The sequence below is a fragment of the Vibrio comitans genome (genome assembly GCA_024346835.1).
GTDB classification, from domain to species: Bacteria; Pseudomonadota; Gammaproteobacteria; order Enterobacterales; family Vibrionaceae; genus Vibrio; species Vibrio comitans.
Window position 1 is genome coordinate 2,686,684 of the sequence record AP024866.1, and the last position, 15,778, is coordinate 2,702,461.

General features: G+C 45.1%; 15 protein-coding genes. 11 read left to right on the top strand and 4 right to left on the bottom strand.

What is annotated here, in order from left to right; genetic code table 11:
- The first annotated feature begins 148 nt into the window (after positions 1-148).
- The 5 genes from leuA to OCU46_RS12310 all read left to right on the top strand — a co-directional run bounded on the left by leuA (position 149) and on the right by OCU46_RS12310 (position 5,797).
- Positions 149-1,699, top strand: a complete 1,551-nt coding sequence (gene leuA, locus OCU46_RS12290) for a 2-isopropylmalate synthase (protein WP_141270853.1) — start codon at positions 149-151, stop codon at positions 1,697-1,699.
- Between the two features lie 69 nt (positions 1,700-1,768).
- A complete protein-coding gene (gene leuB / locus OCU46_RS12295; RefSeq protein WP_141270854.1) occupies positions 1,769-2,860 on the top strand; it encodes a 3-isopropylmalate dehydrogenase in 1,092 nt (363 codons plus the stop codon).
- Positions 2,861-2,910: 50 nt separating this feature from the next.
- Entirely contained in the window at positions 2,911-4,317 is a 1,407-nt protein-coding gene (gene leuC / locus OCU46_RS12300; RefSeq protein ID WP_141270855.1) for a 3-isopropylmalate dehydratase large subunit, read from the top strand.
- A gap of 11 nt (positions 4,318-4,328) precedes the next feature.
- The gene (gene leuD, locus OCU46_RS12305) at positions 4,329-4,931 is read left to right on the top strand and encodes a 3-isopropylmalate dehydratase small subunit (protein ID WP_141270856.1); all 603 of its coding nucleotides are present in this window, start codon (positions 4,329-4,331) and stop codon (positions 4,929-4,931) included.
- A gap of 86 nt (positions 4,932-5,017) precedes the next feature.
- Positions 5,018-5,797 (top strand): DUF547 domain-containing protein, encoded by a 780-nt coding sequence (locus OCU46_RS12310; RefSeq protein WP_141270857.1) that lies wholly within the window; start codon positions 5,018-5,020, stop codon positions 5,795-5,797.
- Here the strand turns inward: OCU46_RS12310 and OCU46_RS12315 are convergent.
- Positions 5,794-6,339: a DUF924 family protein gene (locus OCU46_RS12315; protein WP_141270858.1), complete on the bottom strand. Its 546-nt coding sequence runs from the start codon at positions 6,337-6,339 to the stop codon at positions 5,794-5,796. The genes OCU46_RS12310 and OCU46_RS12315 overlap by 4 nt on opposite strands.
- 9 nt (positions 6,340-6,348) lie before the next feature.
- Entirely contained in the window at positions 6,349-7,194 is an 846-nt protein-coding gene (djlA, locus tag OCU46_RS12320; protein ID WP_141270859.1) for a co-chaperone DjlA, read from the bottom strand.
- Positions 7,195-7,344: 150 nt separating this feature from the next.
- Between djlA and lptD the strand changes: the two genes are divergently transcribed.
- The 6 genes from lptD to apaH are packed head-to-tail and all read left to right on the top strand — an operon-like array spanning position 7,345 to position 14,171.
- On the top strand, positions 7,345-9,804 hold the full coding sequence (gene lptD / locus OCU46_RS12325; RefSeq protein ID WP_141270860.1) for an LPS assembly protein LptD: 2,460 nt from the start codon (positions 7,345-7,347) through the stop codon (positions 9,802-9,804).
- A 53-nt stretch (positions 9,805-9,857) separates the two neighbouring features.
- On the top strand, positions 9,858-11,168 hold the full coding sequence (gene surA / locus OCU46_RS12330; protein ID WP_141270861.1) for a peptidylprolyl isomerase SurA: 1,311 nt from the start codon (positions 9,858-9,860) through the stop codon (positions 11,166-11,168).
- A complete protein-coding gene (gene pdxA / locus OCU46_RS12335; protein ID WP_141270862.1) occupies positions 11,158-12,144 on the top strand; it encodes a 4-hydroxythreonine-4-phosphate dehydrogenase PdxA in 987 nt (328 codons plus the stop codon). The genes surA and pdxA overlap by 11 nt, the downstream gene beginning before the upstream one ends.
- Entirely contained in the window at positions 12,141-12,944 is an 804-nt protein-coding gene (gene rsmA, locus OCU46_RS12340) for a 16S rRNA (adenine(1518)-N(6)/adenine(1519)-N(6))-dimethyltransferase RsmA (RefSeq protein ID WP_141270863.1), read from the top strand. The genes pdxA and rsmA overlap by 4 nt, the downstream gene beginning before the upstream one ends.
- 30 nt (positions 12,945-12,974) lie before the next feature.
- Positions 12,975-13,355: a Co2+/Mg2+ efflux protein ApaG gene (gene apaG / locus OCU46_RS12345; RefSeq protein ID WP_141270864.1), complete on the top strand. Its 381-nt coding sequence runs from the start codon at positions 12,975-12,977 to the stop codon at positions 13,353-13,355.
- A 12-nt stretch (positions 13,356-13,367) separates the two neighbouring features.
- Entirely contained in the window at positions 13,368-14,171 is an 804-nt protein-coding gene (gene apaH / locus OCU46_RS12350; protein WP_141270865.1) for a bis(5'-nucleosyl)-tetraphosphatase (symmetrical) ApaH, read from the top strand.
- A gap of 5 nt (positions 14,172-14,176) precedes the next feature.
- On the opposite strand, the gene OCU46_RS12355 is transcribed toward apaH, so the two are convergent.
- Together OCU46_RS12355 and OCU46_RS12360 are read right to left on the bottom strand one after the other, a co-directional pair.
- Positions 14,177-14,716 carry a porin family protein gene (locus OCU46_RS12355; RefSeq protein ID WP_141270866.1) on the bottom strand — a complete coding sequence of 180 codons (540 nt, stop codon included), beginning with the start codon at positions 14,714-14,716 and terminating at the stop codon, positions 14,177-14,179.
- Positions 14,717-14,837: 121 nt separating this feature from the next.
- Positions 14,838-15,776 (bottom strand): LysR family transcriptional regulator, encoded by a 939-nt coding sequence (locus tag OCU46_RS12360; RefSeq protein WP_141270867.1) that lies wholly within the window; start codon positions 15,774-15,776, stop codon positions 14,838-14,840.
- Positions 15,777-15,778: the final 2 nt, after the last annotated feature.

Below are 15,778 nucleotides of genomic sequence, written 5' to 3' on the forward strand. Positions count from 1 at the left end.
AACTTCTCTACTGCTCCTCCTGATCGTGACTTAAACACGCGGGTTGCTAGTGGGCGAAAAACACCACCAAGATTTATAAAACCCGCAACTAGAATGCGGGTTTTTTTATGCTGAAATTTAATCACAACGCTGGAAAAAGGATGCCAACATGAGCGATAAGGTCATTGTCTTTGACACCACACTACGAGATGGCGAGCAGGCACTTTCTGCTAGCTTAACAGTCAAAGAGAAACTACAGATTGCCTATGCACTCGAGCGCTTGGGTGTGGACGTTATTGAAGCTGGCTTCCCTATTTCCTCTCCAGGTGATTTTGAGTCAGTACAAACTATTGCTAAACACATCAAAAATAGCCGTATCTGTGCGCTGTCTCGTGCAGTAGCAAAAGATATCGACGCTGCAGCAGAGGCGCTAAAGGTTGCGGACCAGTTCCGTATTCATACCTTCATCTCTACTTCAACCATTCATGTTCAAGACAAGCTTCGCCGTAGCTACGATGATGTCATTGAAATGGGTGTAAATGCGGTAAAACACGCACGTAAATACACTGATGACGTTGAGTTCTCTTGTGAAGATGCAGGCCGTACACCTATCGATAACCTATGCCGTATGGTGGAATCGGCTATCAATGCCGGTGCCAACACCATCAACATCCCCGATACTGTGGGCTACACAGTGCCGAATGAGTTTGGCGGCATCATCGAAACTCTATTTAATCGCGTTCCGAACATTGATAAAGCCATTATCTCGGTGCACTGCCACGATGATCTAGGCATGTCTGTGGCAAACTCAATTGCCGCAGTACAAGCAGGTGCTCGTCAGATTGAAGGCACCATCAACGGTATCGGCGAACGTGCGGGTAACTGCTCATTGGAAGAAATTGCAATGATCATCAAGACTCGTGAAAGCTTCCTTGGTGTTCAAACCAACCTTAAACACGATGAAATTCACCGTACCAGCAAGCTGGTTTCTCAGCTTTGTAATATGCCAGTACAAGCAAACAAAGCGATTGTGGGCGCAAATGCCTTCAGTCACTCCTCTGGCATCCACCAAGATGGCATGCTTAAGAACAAGAACACCTACGAGATCATGACTCCTGAGTCTATCGGCCTTAAAAACCAAGCGTTAAATCTGACCAGTCGCTCTGGCCGCGCTGCCGTGAAGAGTCATATGGATAGCATGGGGTATAAAGAGGAAGAGTATAACCTTGATACCTTGTACGCTGATTTCTTGAAATTGGCCGACCGCAAAGGTCAGGTATTCGACTACGACCTTGAAGCATTGATGCACTTTGCAAACCTTCGTGACGAGGATGACTTCTTCAAGCTTAACTACTTAAGTGTTCAGTCTGGTAGTGTAATGGCAACCACTAGCATCAAATTGCAGTGTGGCGATGAAGAAAAATGCGAAGCCGCTGTGGGCAACGGCCCTGTTGATGCTCTTTACCAATGTATTTACCGCTTAACTGGTTACGAAATTGATCTAGATAAGTTCCACCTTACTGCAAAAGGTGAAGGCGAAGATGGCCTAGGCCAGGCGGATATAATTGCCAACTATAAAGGGCGCAAATATCACGGCACAGGTCTAGCTACCGATATTGTAGAAGCGTCGGGGCAAGCACTACTTCATGTAATTAATAGCATTCATCGTGCCGATCAAATCGAAGTGATGAAGCAAAAGAGAAACACAGCAACCGTTTAATACTTTCGCCCCTTGTCATTATTCGCAAGGGGCAGCTCAAACATTTATAATTTTAAGGAAGACCATTTCATGGCAGATAAATCTTACAAGATTGCCGTTTTACCGGGTGACGGTATTGGCCCAGAAGTAATGCAACAAGCTCATAAAGTTCTTGATGCAATTGAAAGCAAGCACTCTATTAAGTTTGAGCGTAGTGAGCATGATGTAGGTGGTATCGCTATCGACAATCATGACTCGCCATTACCAGAGGCAACACTAAACGGTTGTGAAGCCTCTGATGCTATCTTATTTGGCTCTGTAGGCGGTCCTAAATGGGAAAACCTACCACCAAACGATCAACCAGAACGTGGCGCCTTGCTTCCTCTGCGTAAACACTTCCAGCTATTCTGTAACCTACGTCCAGCACAAATCCACAAGGGCCTAGAGAGCTTCTCCCCGCTTCGTGCAGACATTTCAGATCGTGGTTTTGATATCGTTGTTGTTCGTGAGCTAACTGGCGGTATCTACTTCGGTCAGCCGAAGGGTCGTGAAGGCGAAGGCGCAAACGAGAAAGCCTTTGATACTGAGGTTTACCATCGCTATGAAATCGACCGTATTGCTCGTATCGCGTTTGAATCAGCTCGTCTACGTGGCAAAAACGTCTACTCCATTGACAAAGCGAACGTTCTACAAAGCTCTATTCTATGGCGTGAAGTTGTAGAAGAAGTAGCAAAAGACTTCCCTGATGTTGAACTGAACCACATGTACATCGATAACGCGACTATGCAGCTTATCAAGGACCCGTCTCAATTCGATATCATGCTGTGCTCAAACATCTTCGGCGATATCATCTCTGATGAGTGTGCAATGATCACAGGTTCAATGGGCATGCTACCGTCAGCAAGCTTGAATGAAAGCAACTTTGGCCTATACGAACCAGCCGGTGGCAGTGCTCCTGACATCGCAGGCAAAAACATTGCTAACCCTGTTGCTCAAATCCTGTCAGCCGCTCTAATGCTGCGCTACAGCCTAGGTGAAGAAGCAGCAGCAAAAGATATCGAGAATGCCGTATCTAAAGCTTTGGCTGCTGGTGAACTTACTGCAGACCTAGCTGGCGACAAACCCGCGCTGACGACTTCAGAGATGGGCGATAAGATCGCTGAATACATTCGTAACTCTTAAAATGGATTAGTTTGCTTCGCATTCATTTGCGAAGCAAAAAGGAAAGAATAATGGCTAAAACCTTATACGAAAAAATCTACGATGCGCATATTGCAGTAGAAGCTGAGGGTGAAAACCCTATCTTGTACATTGACCGCCACCTAGTTCATGAAGTGACCTCACCACAAGCGTTTGATGGTCTGCGTGAAAAAGGGCGTCGCGTACGTCAAACCAGCAAAACCTTCGCCACTATGGATCACAACGTATCCACCACCACCAAAGACATCAATGCCTCTGGTGAAATGGCTCGTATCCAAATGGAAACATTGTCTCGCAACTGTGCTGAGTTCGGTGTTCGCCTTTATGACTTGAATCATAAGTATCAAGGCATTGTGCACGTTATGGGCCCAGAGCTTGGTATTACTCTTCCAGGCATGACCATTGTTTGTGGTGATTCTCATACCGCAACTCACGGCGCATTTGGCTCTATCGCGTTTGGTATCGGTACCTCTGAAGTTGAACACGTACTTGCTACTCAAACTCTAAAACAATCTCGTGCTAAAACCATGAAGATTGAGGTTAAGGGTAAGGTTGCAGAGGGTATTACCGCCAAAGACATCGTACTTGCTATTATCGGTAAGACGACCGCTGCCGGTGGTACTGGCTATGTGGTTGAATTCTGTGGTGAAGCCATTACTGATCTGTCGATGGAAGGTCGTATGACAGTATGTAATATGGCGATTGAGCTAGGCGCGAAAGCTGGCCTAGTCGCTCCAGACCAAACCACCTTCGAATACATCAAGGGACGTAAGTTTGCACCAACAGGCAGTGACTGGGATGAGGCGGTTGCTTACTGGTCAAGCCTAAAATCTGATGATGACGCTGAGTTTGACGCTGTAGTGACACTGGATGCGACAGAGATCAAACCTCAAGTAACATGGGGAACAAACCCAGGTCAGGTTATCTCTGTTGATACACCAATTCCTAACCCAACAAGCTTCAGCGACCCTGTAGAGAAAGCCTCTGCGGAAAAAGCATTAGCTTACATGGGACTAGAAGCAGGTAAGTCGCTTTCTGAATACCCTGTCGATAAAGTGTTTGTGGGCTCTTGCACCAACTCTCGAATTGAAGACATGCGCGCAGCAGCAAAAGTTGCCCAGGGTCGTCAAGTAGCGAGCCACGTTCAAGCGCTTATCGTTCCGGGCTCTGAGCAAGTAAAAGCGCAAGCAGAAGCAGAGGGTCTAGATAAAATCTTTATCGAGGCAGGCTTTGAGTGGCGCCTACCAGGTTGCTCTATGTGTCTAGCAATGAATAACGACCGCTTGGGTCCAAAAGAGCGCTGTGCCTCTACCAGTAACCGTAACTTTGAGGGACGCCAAGGCCGTGAAGGTCGTACGCATCTAGTTAGCCCGGCAATGGCAGCGGCAGCAGCAATCGCTGGTCATTTTGTTGATATTCGCACTTTTGAACAGCAGTAAGAGGAAATAACATGTCAGGTTTTAAACAACATACAGGCTTAGTCGTTCCTCTTGATGCTGCGAATGTGGACACAGATGCCATCATTCCAAAGCAGTTTCTGCAAAAGGTAACGCGCACAGGTTTTGGTCAGCACTTGTTCCACGATTGGCGCTTCTTAGATGATGCAGGTCAGCAAGCAAACCCAGAGTTTGTAATGAATGAGCCTCGCTACAAGGGCGCAAGTATCCTACTAGCGCGCGAGAACTTTGGTTGTGGCTCATCACGTGAACACGCACCTTGGGCACTCGCTGACTACGGCATTCAAGTGATGATCGCACCAAGTTTTGCCGATATTTTCTATGGCAACTCCATCAACAATCAGATGGTTCCAGTGCGCCTTACAGAACAAGAAGTCGATGAAATTTTCACCTTTGTTGAAGCAAACGAAGGTGCTGAAGTGACGGTAGACTTAGAAGCGATGCTAGTGACCGCCAATGGCAAACAGTACAGCTTTGAAATTGATGAGTTTCGTCGCCACTGCCTACTCAATGGCTTAGATAACATTGGTTTGACGCTGCAGCACGCTGAAAAAATTACTGAATATGAGAACAATATCCCTGCATTTATGCGTTAAGCATAATTTGTTGAAATAGAGTTCCCAATTGAAAGGTCTTGTTGATACAAGGCCTTTTTTATTTCTTATACCAAATGGAGAAAGACATGTACAAGGTATGGATATTGATTCTCACGCTGTTCTCATTTAACGCCTTTAGCGCACCAAAATCTGAACCATGGCCATTTTGGGATAAACATACCCAGAGCACACAAAGCATCGACCACAGTCAATGGCAGACTCTGTTAGACACTTATTTAGTTGAACGTGGTGAAAATACTTTGTTTCGTTATGCCTCAGTTACAAGCACAGACAAGCAAACCCTCAAGACCTACATCTCATCCTTAGCCAAGATCGACCCTCGCCAATACTCTCAAGCAGAGCAATACGCGTATTGGGTTAACCTTTACAATGCCTTGACTGTCGATCTTATTCTCGATAACTACCCAGTAAAATCTATCACCAAACTAGGCGGATTATTTAGCTTTGGACCTTGGGGAAATGAGATTATTGAAGTGGCGGGAAAACCATTGAGTCTCAACGATATTGAGCATCGAATTTTGCGCCCAATTTGGCAAGACCCTCGCACTCACTATGCCGTTAATTGTGCCAGTCTAGGTTGTCCTAACCTTCAAGCACAGGCGTTTACCGCAGAAAATACCGAGCAATTGCTAGAGCAAAGTGCACAAGCCTTTGTGAATAGTGATAAGGGCGCCAAACTAAGCAATAGTAAGCTTCAGCTTTCGTCAATCTATGACTGGTTTGCCGTGGATTTTGATGGAGAGCAAGGAGTAATTAAACACCTCGCAAAGTATCGCTCCGATCTCACAGGCTTTAAAGGGAAAGTGAGTTTTGATTACGACTGGAAACTTAACAAAGCCGACTAAAAGCTTGAGCCTGGCTGAGTGAGGAACTCAATTTCCTCATTGCTACTTTGCCTACCTAACGCTTTGTTTCTATGAGGGTAGCGGCCATACTTCTCTATGATCGCGGTATGCTTGAGATGAAACTCGACATTTTGAGTTAAACCGCTTTGAGTAAATAATCGCAGTCCATATTCGTGAATAAGCAACGACTCACTGTGCATGTACGGCATGTAAACAAAGCTACGTTGTTGTGGAGGGAGTTTAGAGTCAACTTTCAGCGAAACGGCTTCTTGCGCTAGCGCAAGGGCTAAAGGATCACTGGCAAACGCTAGAGGTGAATCTCTAAATAGATTACGAGAAAACTGATCTAATACGATGATTTCGGCCAATCTCCCCTGTGGAGATTGGCGCCATTCGAACATCTCGCATTGACAGGCTTTGCTATGTAATTCACCAAATCGCTGTTTAATCTGTTGATCTAGCTCAGCACTAGAACGAAACCAATCACTTGGCTGTAACTCTTCGAACCAAAAGCTCAACACATCATCATAACTTGGTGCCATAGAATACCCTTACTTAAAGCCTCGCTCTTTCTTTACTACATCATAGGCATTCTGAATCTCTTGCGCCTTTTCTTTTGCTACTTCAAGCATTTCTGGCGGCAAACCTTTTGCTGACAATTTATCTGGATGATGCTCATTCATTAGCTTGCGATAAGCACGCTTAATCTCTTTGGGTTCAGCCGAAGCTTCTACGCCAAGGATTTCATATGCGGCAGCAATCTGATCTTGAGTCGTGGCTTGCTGCTGATAGCCTCCTCCAGAGTACTGTCCGCCATATCCACCGCTTTGTTGAAACCGATAAGCCGCTTCTTGCATTTTAAGTCGGCGCTCAAGTTGCGCGGCACTAAAGCCCAAGACTTCAGCCACAATATGCAGTACATCACGCTCGTTAGGGTGAATACTTCCATCGGCAAAGGCTGCAGAAATCTGAAGTTCAAGGAAGAACTGCATCAAGTCATGCCTACGCCCGCTCACTTCTCGAACGCGACCTAGCACTTCTCTCAATGGAAAAGATGGTGACTTACCTTCACGAAATGCTTCTTGAGCAATGCGTCTCTGATTTTCATCCAGATTCATGCGTTGCATCATGATACTTGCAAGCTGAATCTCGCTCTCAGTTACCTGCCCTTTTGCCTTTGCGACATGGCCCATGACCGAAAACGCAGCTTTAAAGAACTCTACTTGCTGCGCTGGATTAACGGTTCTCTGATATCCAGAAAAACCGCCCTGACGGGCTTGATTGATCGCTTTTGCGCGATCAAAACGGTGTCCAATATACAATCCGATGAATGCGCCAATAGGCCCACCAAACAGAAAACCAAAAAATGCGCCTAAAATTTTGCCAAAAAAATACATGCTTTTTTCTCAATCTACTAATTTTTATAGAGTAATGTGCTCTTTTAGTGCCTGACGCTCCAAATTCTATTATCATAAGGAACATTCGACCAAGTAAACGGTCAATTACAGTCTACGGACTTATTCATCATCAAGGAAGTTTCTAATTCGATGTCAAAATTTCCCCGCACCTGGCTCGCTCTTTCTATAACCACAGCGTTGTGCGTTACAAATGCGCAGGCAGAAACTAGTGTGCAGGAGAACTCACCAGAAGATCAAGGCTCACTTTCACAAGTTGATCTTAGCGACTCCCAAACAGAACTCACTGATAATTCAACTGCAGAGGAAAATGCAGAGCCGGCAGCTGAGCTGACGGCCATCGTTTCTGCGGCTGAAGACCAGACCTTTGACCTCACCTCGCAATGTCTTATTCCTGAACAATCCGAGGAAGAAGAGGAGCAGCCAACTCATGTAGAGGCTGATTCTCTCGATGGTATCAACGGTCAAGAAGCCACCTACCGAGGCAATGTAAAGGTTACCCAGGGAACCAAGCGTGTAAATGCTGATACCGTAACCCTATATCAAGCTGAAAATACCATAGTGGCAAAAGGCAACGTGGAAATGTCAGACGGTCAAATCAAGACCGTATCAGAAACAGCAACCACTAACCTCGACACAGATGTAACGACACTAGAAATGGCAAACTATAATTTGCTCTGTCAAAACGGACGTGGCGATGCCAAGGTTATTCGCGTTGAAGGAAAGCTCTACTACGAATTAGAAGATGGCTCTATCACCTCTTGTCCAGAAGATGATAATTCATGGCGCTTAGTCTCTTCATCTATCGAGATTGATCAAGAGGCAGAAGAAGCCACCTTGTATCACCCTCGTTTTGAAATTCAAAACATCCCAGTTTTTTACTCGCCTTGGCTGACTGTACCTATCGGTGACACACGTAAAACAGGTTTTCTATACCCAACTGTCGCTTATGGTACAAGTGATGGTTTTGAGCTTGAAATCCCTGTTTATTGGAACCTTGCACCCAACTACGATTTAGAAACCACGTTTAAATACATGTCTGAACGAGGTATGCAGACAGACGGAACATTTAGATATTTAAGTGGCTGGGGCCGTGGCCAAATTGAAGGCCAGTACCTAGCGGATGATCAGAAGTATCCAGAACTTGGCGATCGCTGGGGCGTTGGCTATACGCACTACGGTGTATTTGACCGCAACTGGAAACTAGAAGTCGATTACGCCAAAGTCAGCGATATTTACTTCTTTAGGGACGTATCGTCTAGCATTGGTGAGCGTGAAGATGGGCAGTTACTACAACAAGGTAAAGTGTCCTATCGTAATGACCATTGGGATACGAGCTTGTTGGTTCGTGACTTCCAATTGCTATCAACCACTACCGACTTGCCCTATCGTATGGTTCCGCAATTGAGTGCCAAGTATTTCTATCCGGAGCTTTTGCCATATCTTGATTTTGACATGGTCAGCCATGCAACTCTTTTTGATACGGAAGATGAGCGTAATGCGAAGCCGGGACAAGCAACAAGACTGCACATAGAGCCCGGACTAACCATCCCACTGACCACTACCTGGGGCAGCTGGGAAACCGAAGGCCGAGTACTCGGCACCTATTACCATCAAGACCTTGATGGCGTAGACCTCTCTCTAGAAGATACTCAAAACCTAGAGTCAAACGTAGCACGTATTATTCCGGAATTTCGCACTACAGGTACTCTCTACCTAGAGCGCGGAACCTCTATTATTGATGGTTACACTCAGACATTAGAGCCTAAAGTCCAGTACTTGTACGTACCTTACGAAGATCAAAGCAACATTTATGATTACGACACCACGCTCATGCAAACTGATTACTACGGCCTGTTCAGGACTCGTAAATACAGTGGCGTCGATAAAATCGCTGCCGCAAATCAGATCAGTTATGGTGCCACTACCCGTTTTTACGATTCTAGCTTTAGAGAACGCATGAATCTCTCTTTTGGTCAGATCTACTACCTAAATACCGGTAAAACGAGTGAGACTGACCCTGCTGATTCTAACTACTCAGCTTGGGCTATTGAGAGTGACTTTAACTTCAACGACTACCTCTTCTATCATGGTGGCATTCAATATGACATCAGTGACTCAGAGGTACAGTTAGCCAACAGTACGATTGAATATCGTCAAGGTGCAGGTTACATCCAGACTAACTATCGTTATGTCACGAGGAGTTACCTAGATAAAACCGTAGGTGACTCTATCAATTTAGACTCAATCACCACCGACGGTATTTCACAGGTAGGCCTGCTAGGTGGTTACAAACTCAGTAGAAATTGGAACTTTAACGCTCAGTATTTCCATGATACTACCGAAAATATTATGCTAGAGGCTTTAGCAAGAGTTACATATACCTCTGATTGTTGGTATGTCGGCATAACTTACACTGACCAACTTCGTTCATGGCCAGGCGGAGTAGGCACACCTACCCCAGGACCTGAGTACGAAGAAAATATCAGCTTTAATATCGGCATTATCGGATTTGGCACTAACTTTGGTACGGATTATGGTGACGGAGGTAACGCTCTGGGTTACGGTCGTCCTTTCTACCTGAATAATTAATTATCTCATTGGCAACATGCCGATGACCATGAATAAGATGTATTGGAAAAATAATGAATAAGTTTAAACGACTCGTTACTACTATTCTCCTGATGCTGCTGCCGGCTATCAGCCTAGCTGCACCAGTAGAAATGGACAGAGTAGTCGTAATTGTTAACGATGGCGTAATCTTGCAGAGCGACATTGATAGTGCGATGAAGACACTTAAGTTCAATGCTCAAGAAAACCAGCAAGCTCTCCCTGAAGCGGATGTACTGAATGAGCAAGTGATCGATAAATTGATCATGGATGAATTGCAATCTCAAGAAGCTGAGCGAATTGGTGTACGAATTGACGACAACCGCCTTGATGATGCGGTGCAAAGCATCGCTCAAAATAACAAGCAAACACAAGCCGAGCTGATTGCAAGCGTACAAGCACAAGGCTTAACCTACACTGAGTTCCGCGAACAAATTCGCAAAGAGGTTGCCATCTCTGAGGCACGTAATGCCCTAGTACGTCGCCGAATTAACATCCTTCCTGCTGAAGTAGAATCAATGGCAGGTATGTTAGCGAAGGAAACTAATAAAAGCGTTAACTATCGCGTCGGTCATATTCAGCTGCGCTTCAATGATGATGATTCAAAAGCTGAGGTTGAAGAACAAGCCAATGAATTAGTTGAGCGTTTGAAAAATGGCGAAAGGTTCTCTGATCTTGCCATTGCATACTCTAAAGGTCCTAAAGCGCTAGAAGGTGGTGACTGGGGATGGTTGCGTAAAGAAGAAATGCCGACAATTTTTGCTGATCAAATCACTACCCAAGGCAAAGACGCCATCATAGGTCCATTCCGCAGTGGCATTGGTTTCCATATTCTAAAAATTGAAGACGTACAAGGTCTTGAGACGGTAGCAGTGACTGAGGTGAATGCTCGCCATATTCTGATTAAGACGTCTGTAATTCTAAGTGATGAAGGTGCACAGAAAGAACTGTACGGCTTTATTCGTCAAATCAGAGCAGGTGAAGCAACCTTTGGCGAACTAGCTCAACAATACAGTGCAGACCCGGGTTCTGCCGCTCGTGACGGTGAACTTGGCTACCAAACTCCAGATTTATACGTGCCTGAGTTTAAACACCAAGTAGAAACATTACCTGTCGGCCAAATTAGTGAACCATTCAAAACGGTACATGGTTGGCACATTGTTGAAGTCATTGATCGCCGTGAAGTGGATCGCACCGATAGTGCTATGAACAACAAAGCCTACAGAATCTTATTCAATCGTAAATTTAACGAAGAAGCCTCGGCTTGGATGCAAGAACTTAGAGCCAGTGCCTTTATAGAAATGGTACAAGGTCAGGATGACGAAGAGGTCAGCAATGAGCTGTAATCGCGTCATTATAACGGCAGGTGAGCCTGCCGGGATCGGTCCTGATTTAGTCCTATCTTTAGTGCACAGTGATTACCCGCATCAGTTAGTGGTGTGCGCTGATAAAAACATGTTGCAGCAACGTGCGCAGCATCTAGGCATAGACGTTAACTTAATCGATTATGATGCTAAGCAAACTCCATCACCTCAACGCAAAGGGACACTGACCGTTGAGCATATTCCAATGGCCAAACAAGCTGTAATTGGCCAACTGGATGAGGCTAATGGACACTATGTGCTAAAAACACTAGAAAGAGCCGCTCAGGGCTGTATGAATGATGAATTTGCCGCTATAGTGACCGGCCCTGTACATAAGGGCGTCATTAACCGAGCTGGTGTTGCCTTTAGTGGCCACACCGAGTTCTTTGCTGAGCAGTCCAACACGCCTATGGTCGTGATGATGCTAGCAACAGAAGGGTTAAGAGTGGCATTGGTCACCACGCACATACCATTAGCGTATGTATCAAAGGCGGTGACAGAAGAAAGAATCGAGCAGATTATGCAGATATTGCATAAGGATATGGTAACGAAATTTGCCCTTCCTAACCCTCGAATCTACGTTTGTGGCTTGAACCCTCATGCAGGGGAAGACGGCTGTTTAGGGCAGGAAGAAATTGAAACCATAACTCCGACCCTAAATAAGTTAAGAGAGCAAGGTATGGACATTGTTGGTCCTCTACCTGCTGACACCATTTTTAATCACAAGTATCTAGAAGATGCTGATGTGATTTTGGGTATGTACCACGACCAAGTGCTTCCAGTGCTAAAATACAAAGGCTTTGGAAGCTCAGTGAATATCACTTTAGGTCTACCCTTTATAAGAACCTCTGTCGACCACGGCACAGCCTTGGATTTGGCCGGCACAGGTAACGCGGATACAGGAAGTTTCCAAACTGCACTTTCCCACGCGATTGAATTAGTTGAGAAAAAACAATGAGTAACGATGTCCACTTAGGACACAAAGCGCGTAAACGTTTTGGTCAAAACTTTCTAAACGACCCGTACATTATCGACGGTATCGTTTCTTCTATTAACCCTCGCCCAGGACAAAACTTGGTTGAGATTGGTCCTGGTTTAGGCGCAATTACTGAACCTGTTGGCAAATTGGTTGATAAACTGACCGTAATTGAGCTCGATAGAGACCTAGCTGAGCGTTTACGTAATCACCCAGATTTGAGCGAAAAGCTGACTATCCATGAAGGCGATGCAATGCGTTTTGACTTTACCCAACTGGTAAAGCCAAACAACAAACTACGTATCTTCGGCAACTTACCCTATAACATCTCAACGCCATTGATGTTTCACTTATTTGAGTTCCATAAAGACATTCAAGACATGCACTTTATGTTACAGAAAGAAGTGGTTAATCGCTTGGCTGCCGGCCCTGGCACTAAAGCCTATGGCCGTCTGACGGTGATGGCTCAGTATTACTGTAAAGTCATGCCAGTTTTAGAAGTACCACCGACAGCTTTTGTTCCACCACCAAAAGTAGATTCTGCAGTTGTTCGCCTAATGCCGTATGAAACCCTGCCACACCCTGCAAAAGACCTTAAATGGCTAGATAGAGTGTGCCGCGATGGCTTTAACCAACGTCGTAAAACAGTGCGTAATTGCTATCGTTCATTGATAAGCATTGAAGTGATGGAACAATTGGGCATTAACCCAAGCATGCGTCCAGAGAATCTAACTCTGGAACAATTTGTCGATATGGCGAACTGGCTTGCCGACAATCACTAGAGCTAACAAGCTCTAACAAGGAGGCCACACATGGACGTCAGTCAACCTTGTATCAAATGTCATGTACACACCAAATACATAGAGGCGCAATCGGAACCCGATAATGACCGCTATGTATTTGCGTACATGATCACCATAAAAAATCTCAGCCCTCATTCCGTACAGCTTCTCTCTCGTAGCTGGCTCATTACCGATGGTAATGGTAAGCAGATCACCGTTGAAGGTGATGGTGTTGTTGGAGAGCAACCTGTCATCGCGTCCAATGACGATTACACCTATACCAGTGGCACGGCGCTAGAAACACCGGTGGGTGTTATGCAGGGGCACTATATTATGCAGTCTGACGATGGTGATACCTTTAAAGCTCAGATAGCCCCTTTCAACCTTTCCGTTCCAAACGTTATCAACTAGTTAGAGGTTCTCTTGTCCAACTATCTTGTTGGAGACATCCAGGGCTGTCTGGATGAACTCCTGTTATTACTAGAAGAAGTCAACTTCGATCCACAACAAGACATACTTTGGGTTGCTGGAGATCTTGTTGCTCGTGGCCCTAAATCACTAGAAACGCTACGATTTATACGTTCGATGGGTGACTCAGCTAAAGTTGTCTTGGGTAATCATGACCTACACCTTATTGCTGTTTCTTTAGGAATTCATAAGGCCAAACCAAAGGATCAAACCCTGCCTATTTTTGATGCTGAGGACTGCTCTGAGTTAATTGATTGGCTACGTCATCAACCCCTGTTAGTCGAGCACCCTGAGTTTGTGATGAGTCATGCAGGCATCTACCCACTTTGGACCCTTGATGAAGCGCGACAAGCCTCACAAGAAGTCGAGCAGGTGTTATCAGGAGATAACTGGAAGAAGCTGATTAAAAAGATGTATGGCAACTCTCCCGATATCTGGGATCCGTCATTAGAAGGAGTATCCCGACTAAGGTTTACCATCAATGCAATGACGCGCATGCGCTATTGTTATCATGATGGACGCTTGGATATGGACAGTAAACTGCCACCAGAAGAGGTGGACAAAAGCCAACTAGTACCTTGGTTTGAATTAGAACAGAGAGTGCCACTGGCAAAAAAATCGATATTTGGGCACTGGGCAGCACTGATGGGGACTGATTCACACAATGTGATCGGCTTAGATACCGGCTGTGTCTGGGGCAATCACATGACAATGCTAAGATGGGAAGACAAGCGCTACTTTACTCAAGCAGCGCTTTGATAGTGCTAGAAACGGTAACCGAAGGTCATAGAGAACTGAGAATAGTCTGAATAATCTGAGGCGAAACCTTCAAAACGGACATCAGTGTAGTAGTGCTCAAACAGAGTTGCACGTGCACCTACACCTACAAATATCGTGGTTTCATCAAAGCTATCTTTCTGGCCAAATACTGTCCACTCTTCACTCAATCGCACCACACCGATAGCACCGTAAGGTTTGATAGCAAAATTGTCGAAATGGAAGGTGTAACCTAGGTCTGTATCTAGCTTGAAAGTCGAACCATCAACCTTTAGTGCGCCACCGAATACATCGTCACTGAAACCAGCATAGGAGAAGTTCACCCCTACGATGTTATTAAACTCATAGCCATATTCAAGCTTCACGCCCTTTCCAAGATCAACATCATCAAAGGTAACATCTGTGGTTTTAGAGAAACCAACACCGACACGGTGACCTTGAGCTTTAGGCTCATTGTTGTCTTCTTCAGCAAAAGCAGGAATAGATAAAAATGAAAGAGAAGCAATTAGAGCTGTTATTTTTTTCATACAAATCTCACAAGCAAATATCAGTTAGTCCCTGATGTCTATGTCGCTCCATGCGATTCAAGTTGCGAGGAAGTGTAAGGATGAGTGCTAATAAGGTGAAATATTAAAGGCTTATTAGCACTCATAAGCATTGGTTATCACTAATTTGTTGTATCAATTCTTCTTTGATGAGCTCTATTAACCAGTGAATAAGAGGATTTTTTCGATTCTTGACGTGATAGTGAGCGTAAAGAGGAATCTGTATAGTCTCAGGGGCAACATCGATATTGAGAGCAACCAAGCCTTGATGCTGCGAAACAGGGAAGAGTGTCGTTGCGGCCAAAAGCATATCACTGTGACGTACAACATCGATAAGAGGAAGCATCAACTCAGAACGAAAGCCGACACTAACATCAACACCATATTGCTTAAGGTAATCTACTGCTATGGCTCTATTTTCGTTCCAACCCTTCGAAACTAGTGAGGCGATAGATGCACCCTCTAACTCTTGAACCTGTCGTTTTTTACCAGCCAACAGATGTTCTTCTCTTGCCACCAACATGCCTGTAAGGTCGATCAGCTTCTCACTATAAACACCCTTATAATCTTCATTTGAATAGCCAACACCCAGCAATGTCTGCCCTTCCAAGATCTTTTCCATAGCTGATGATGTCCAGCTCTGAAACTCTAGTGTTGCCTTCGGTGCTTTATGAGCTAAAGAGCTAAATAGACGGCCACCTATCGCTGCTTCTACAACTGGGTTCATACTAATGCACAGCTTCTGATCTATCTCTTTTTCAGAGAAACTCTCTACTCCATTTATCGCAACAGCCAACTCATCCAAGATAGGTGTCACGGTATTAGACAGTTCAGTAGCATAGGCCGTTGGCTCAAGCCCACTGCGCACCTTTACAAACAGCTCATCATCAAAGTGATGCCTTAGGCGTTGCAAGGCCTGGCTAATTGCAGGCTGGGAAATGTTCAGACGCACAGACGCTTTGCGCATGTTGAGCTCTTGAGTTAACACGAGAAAGGTTCTTAAGAGGTTCAAGTCTAGATTTGCAAAGCGCTCTTTCGCCATAA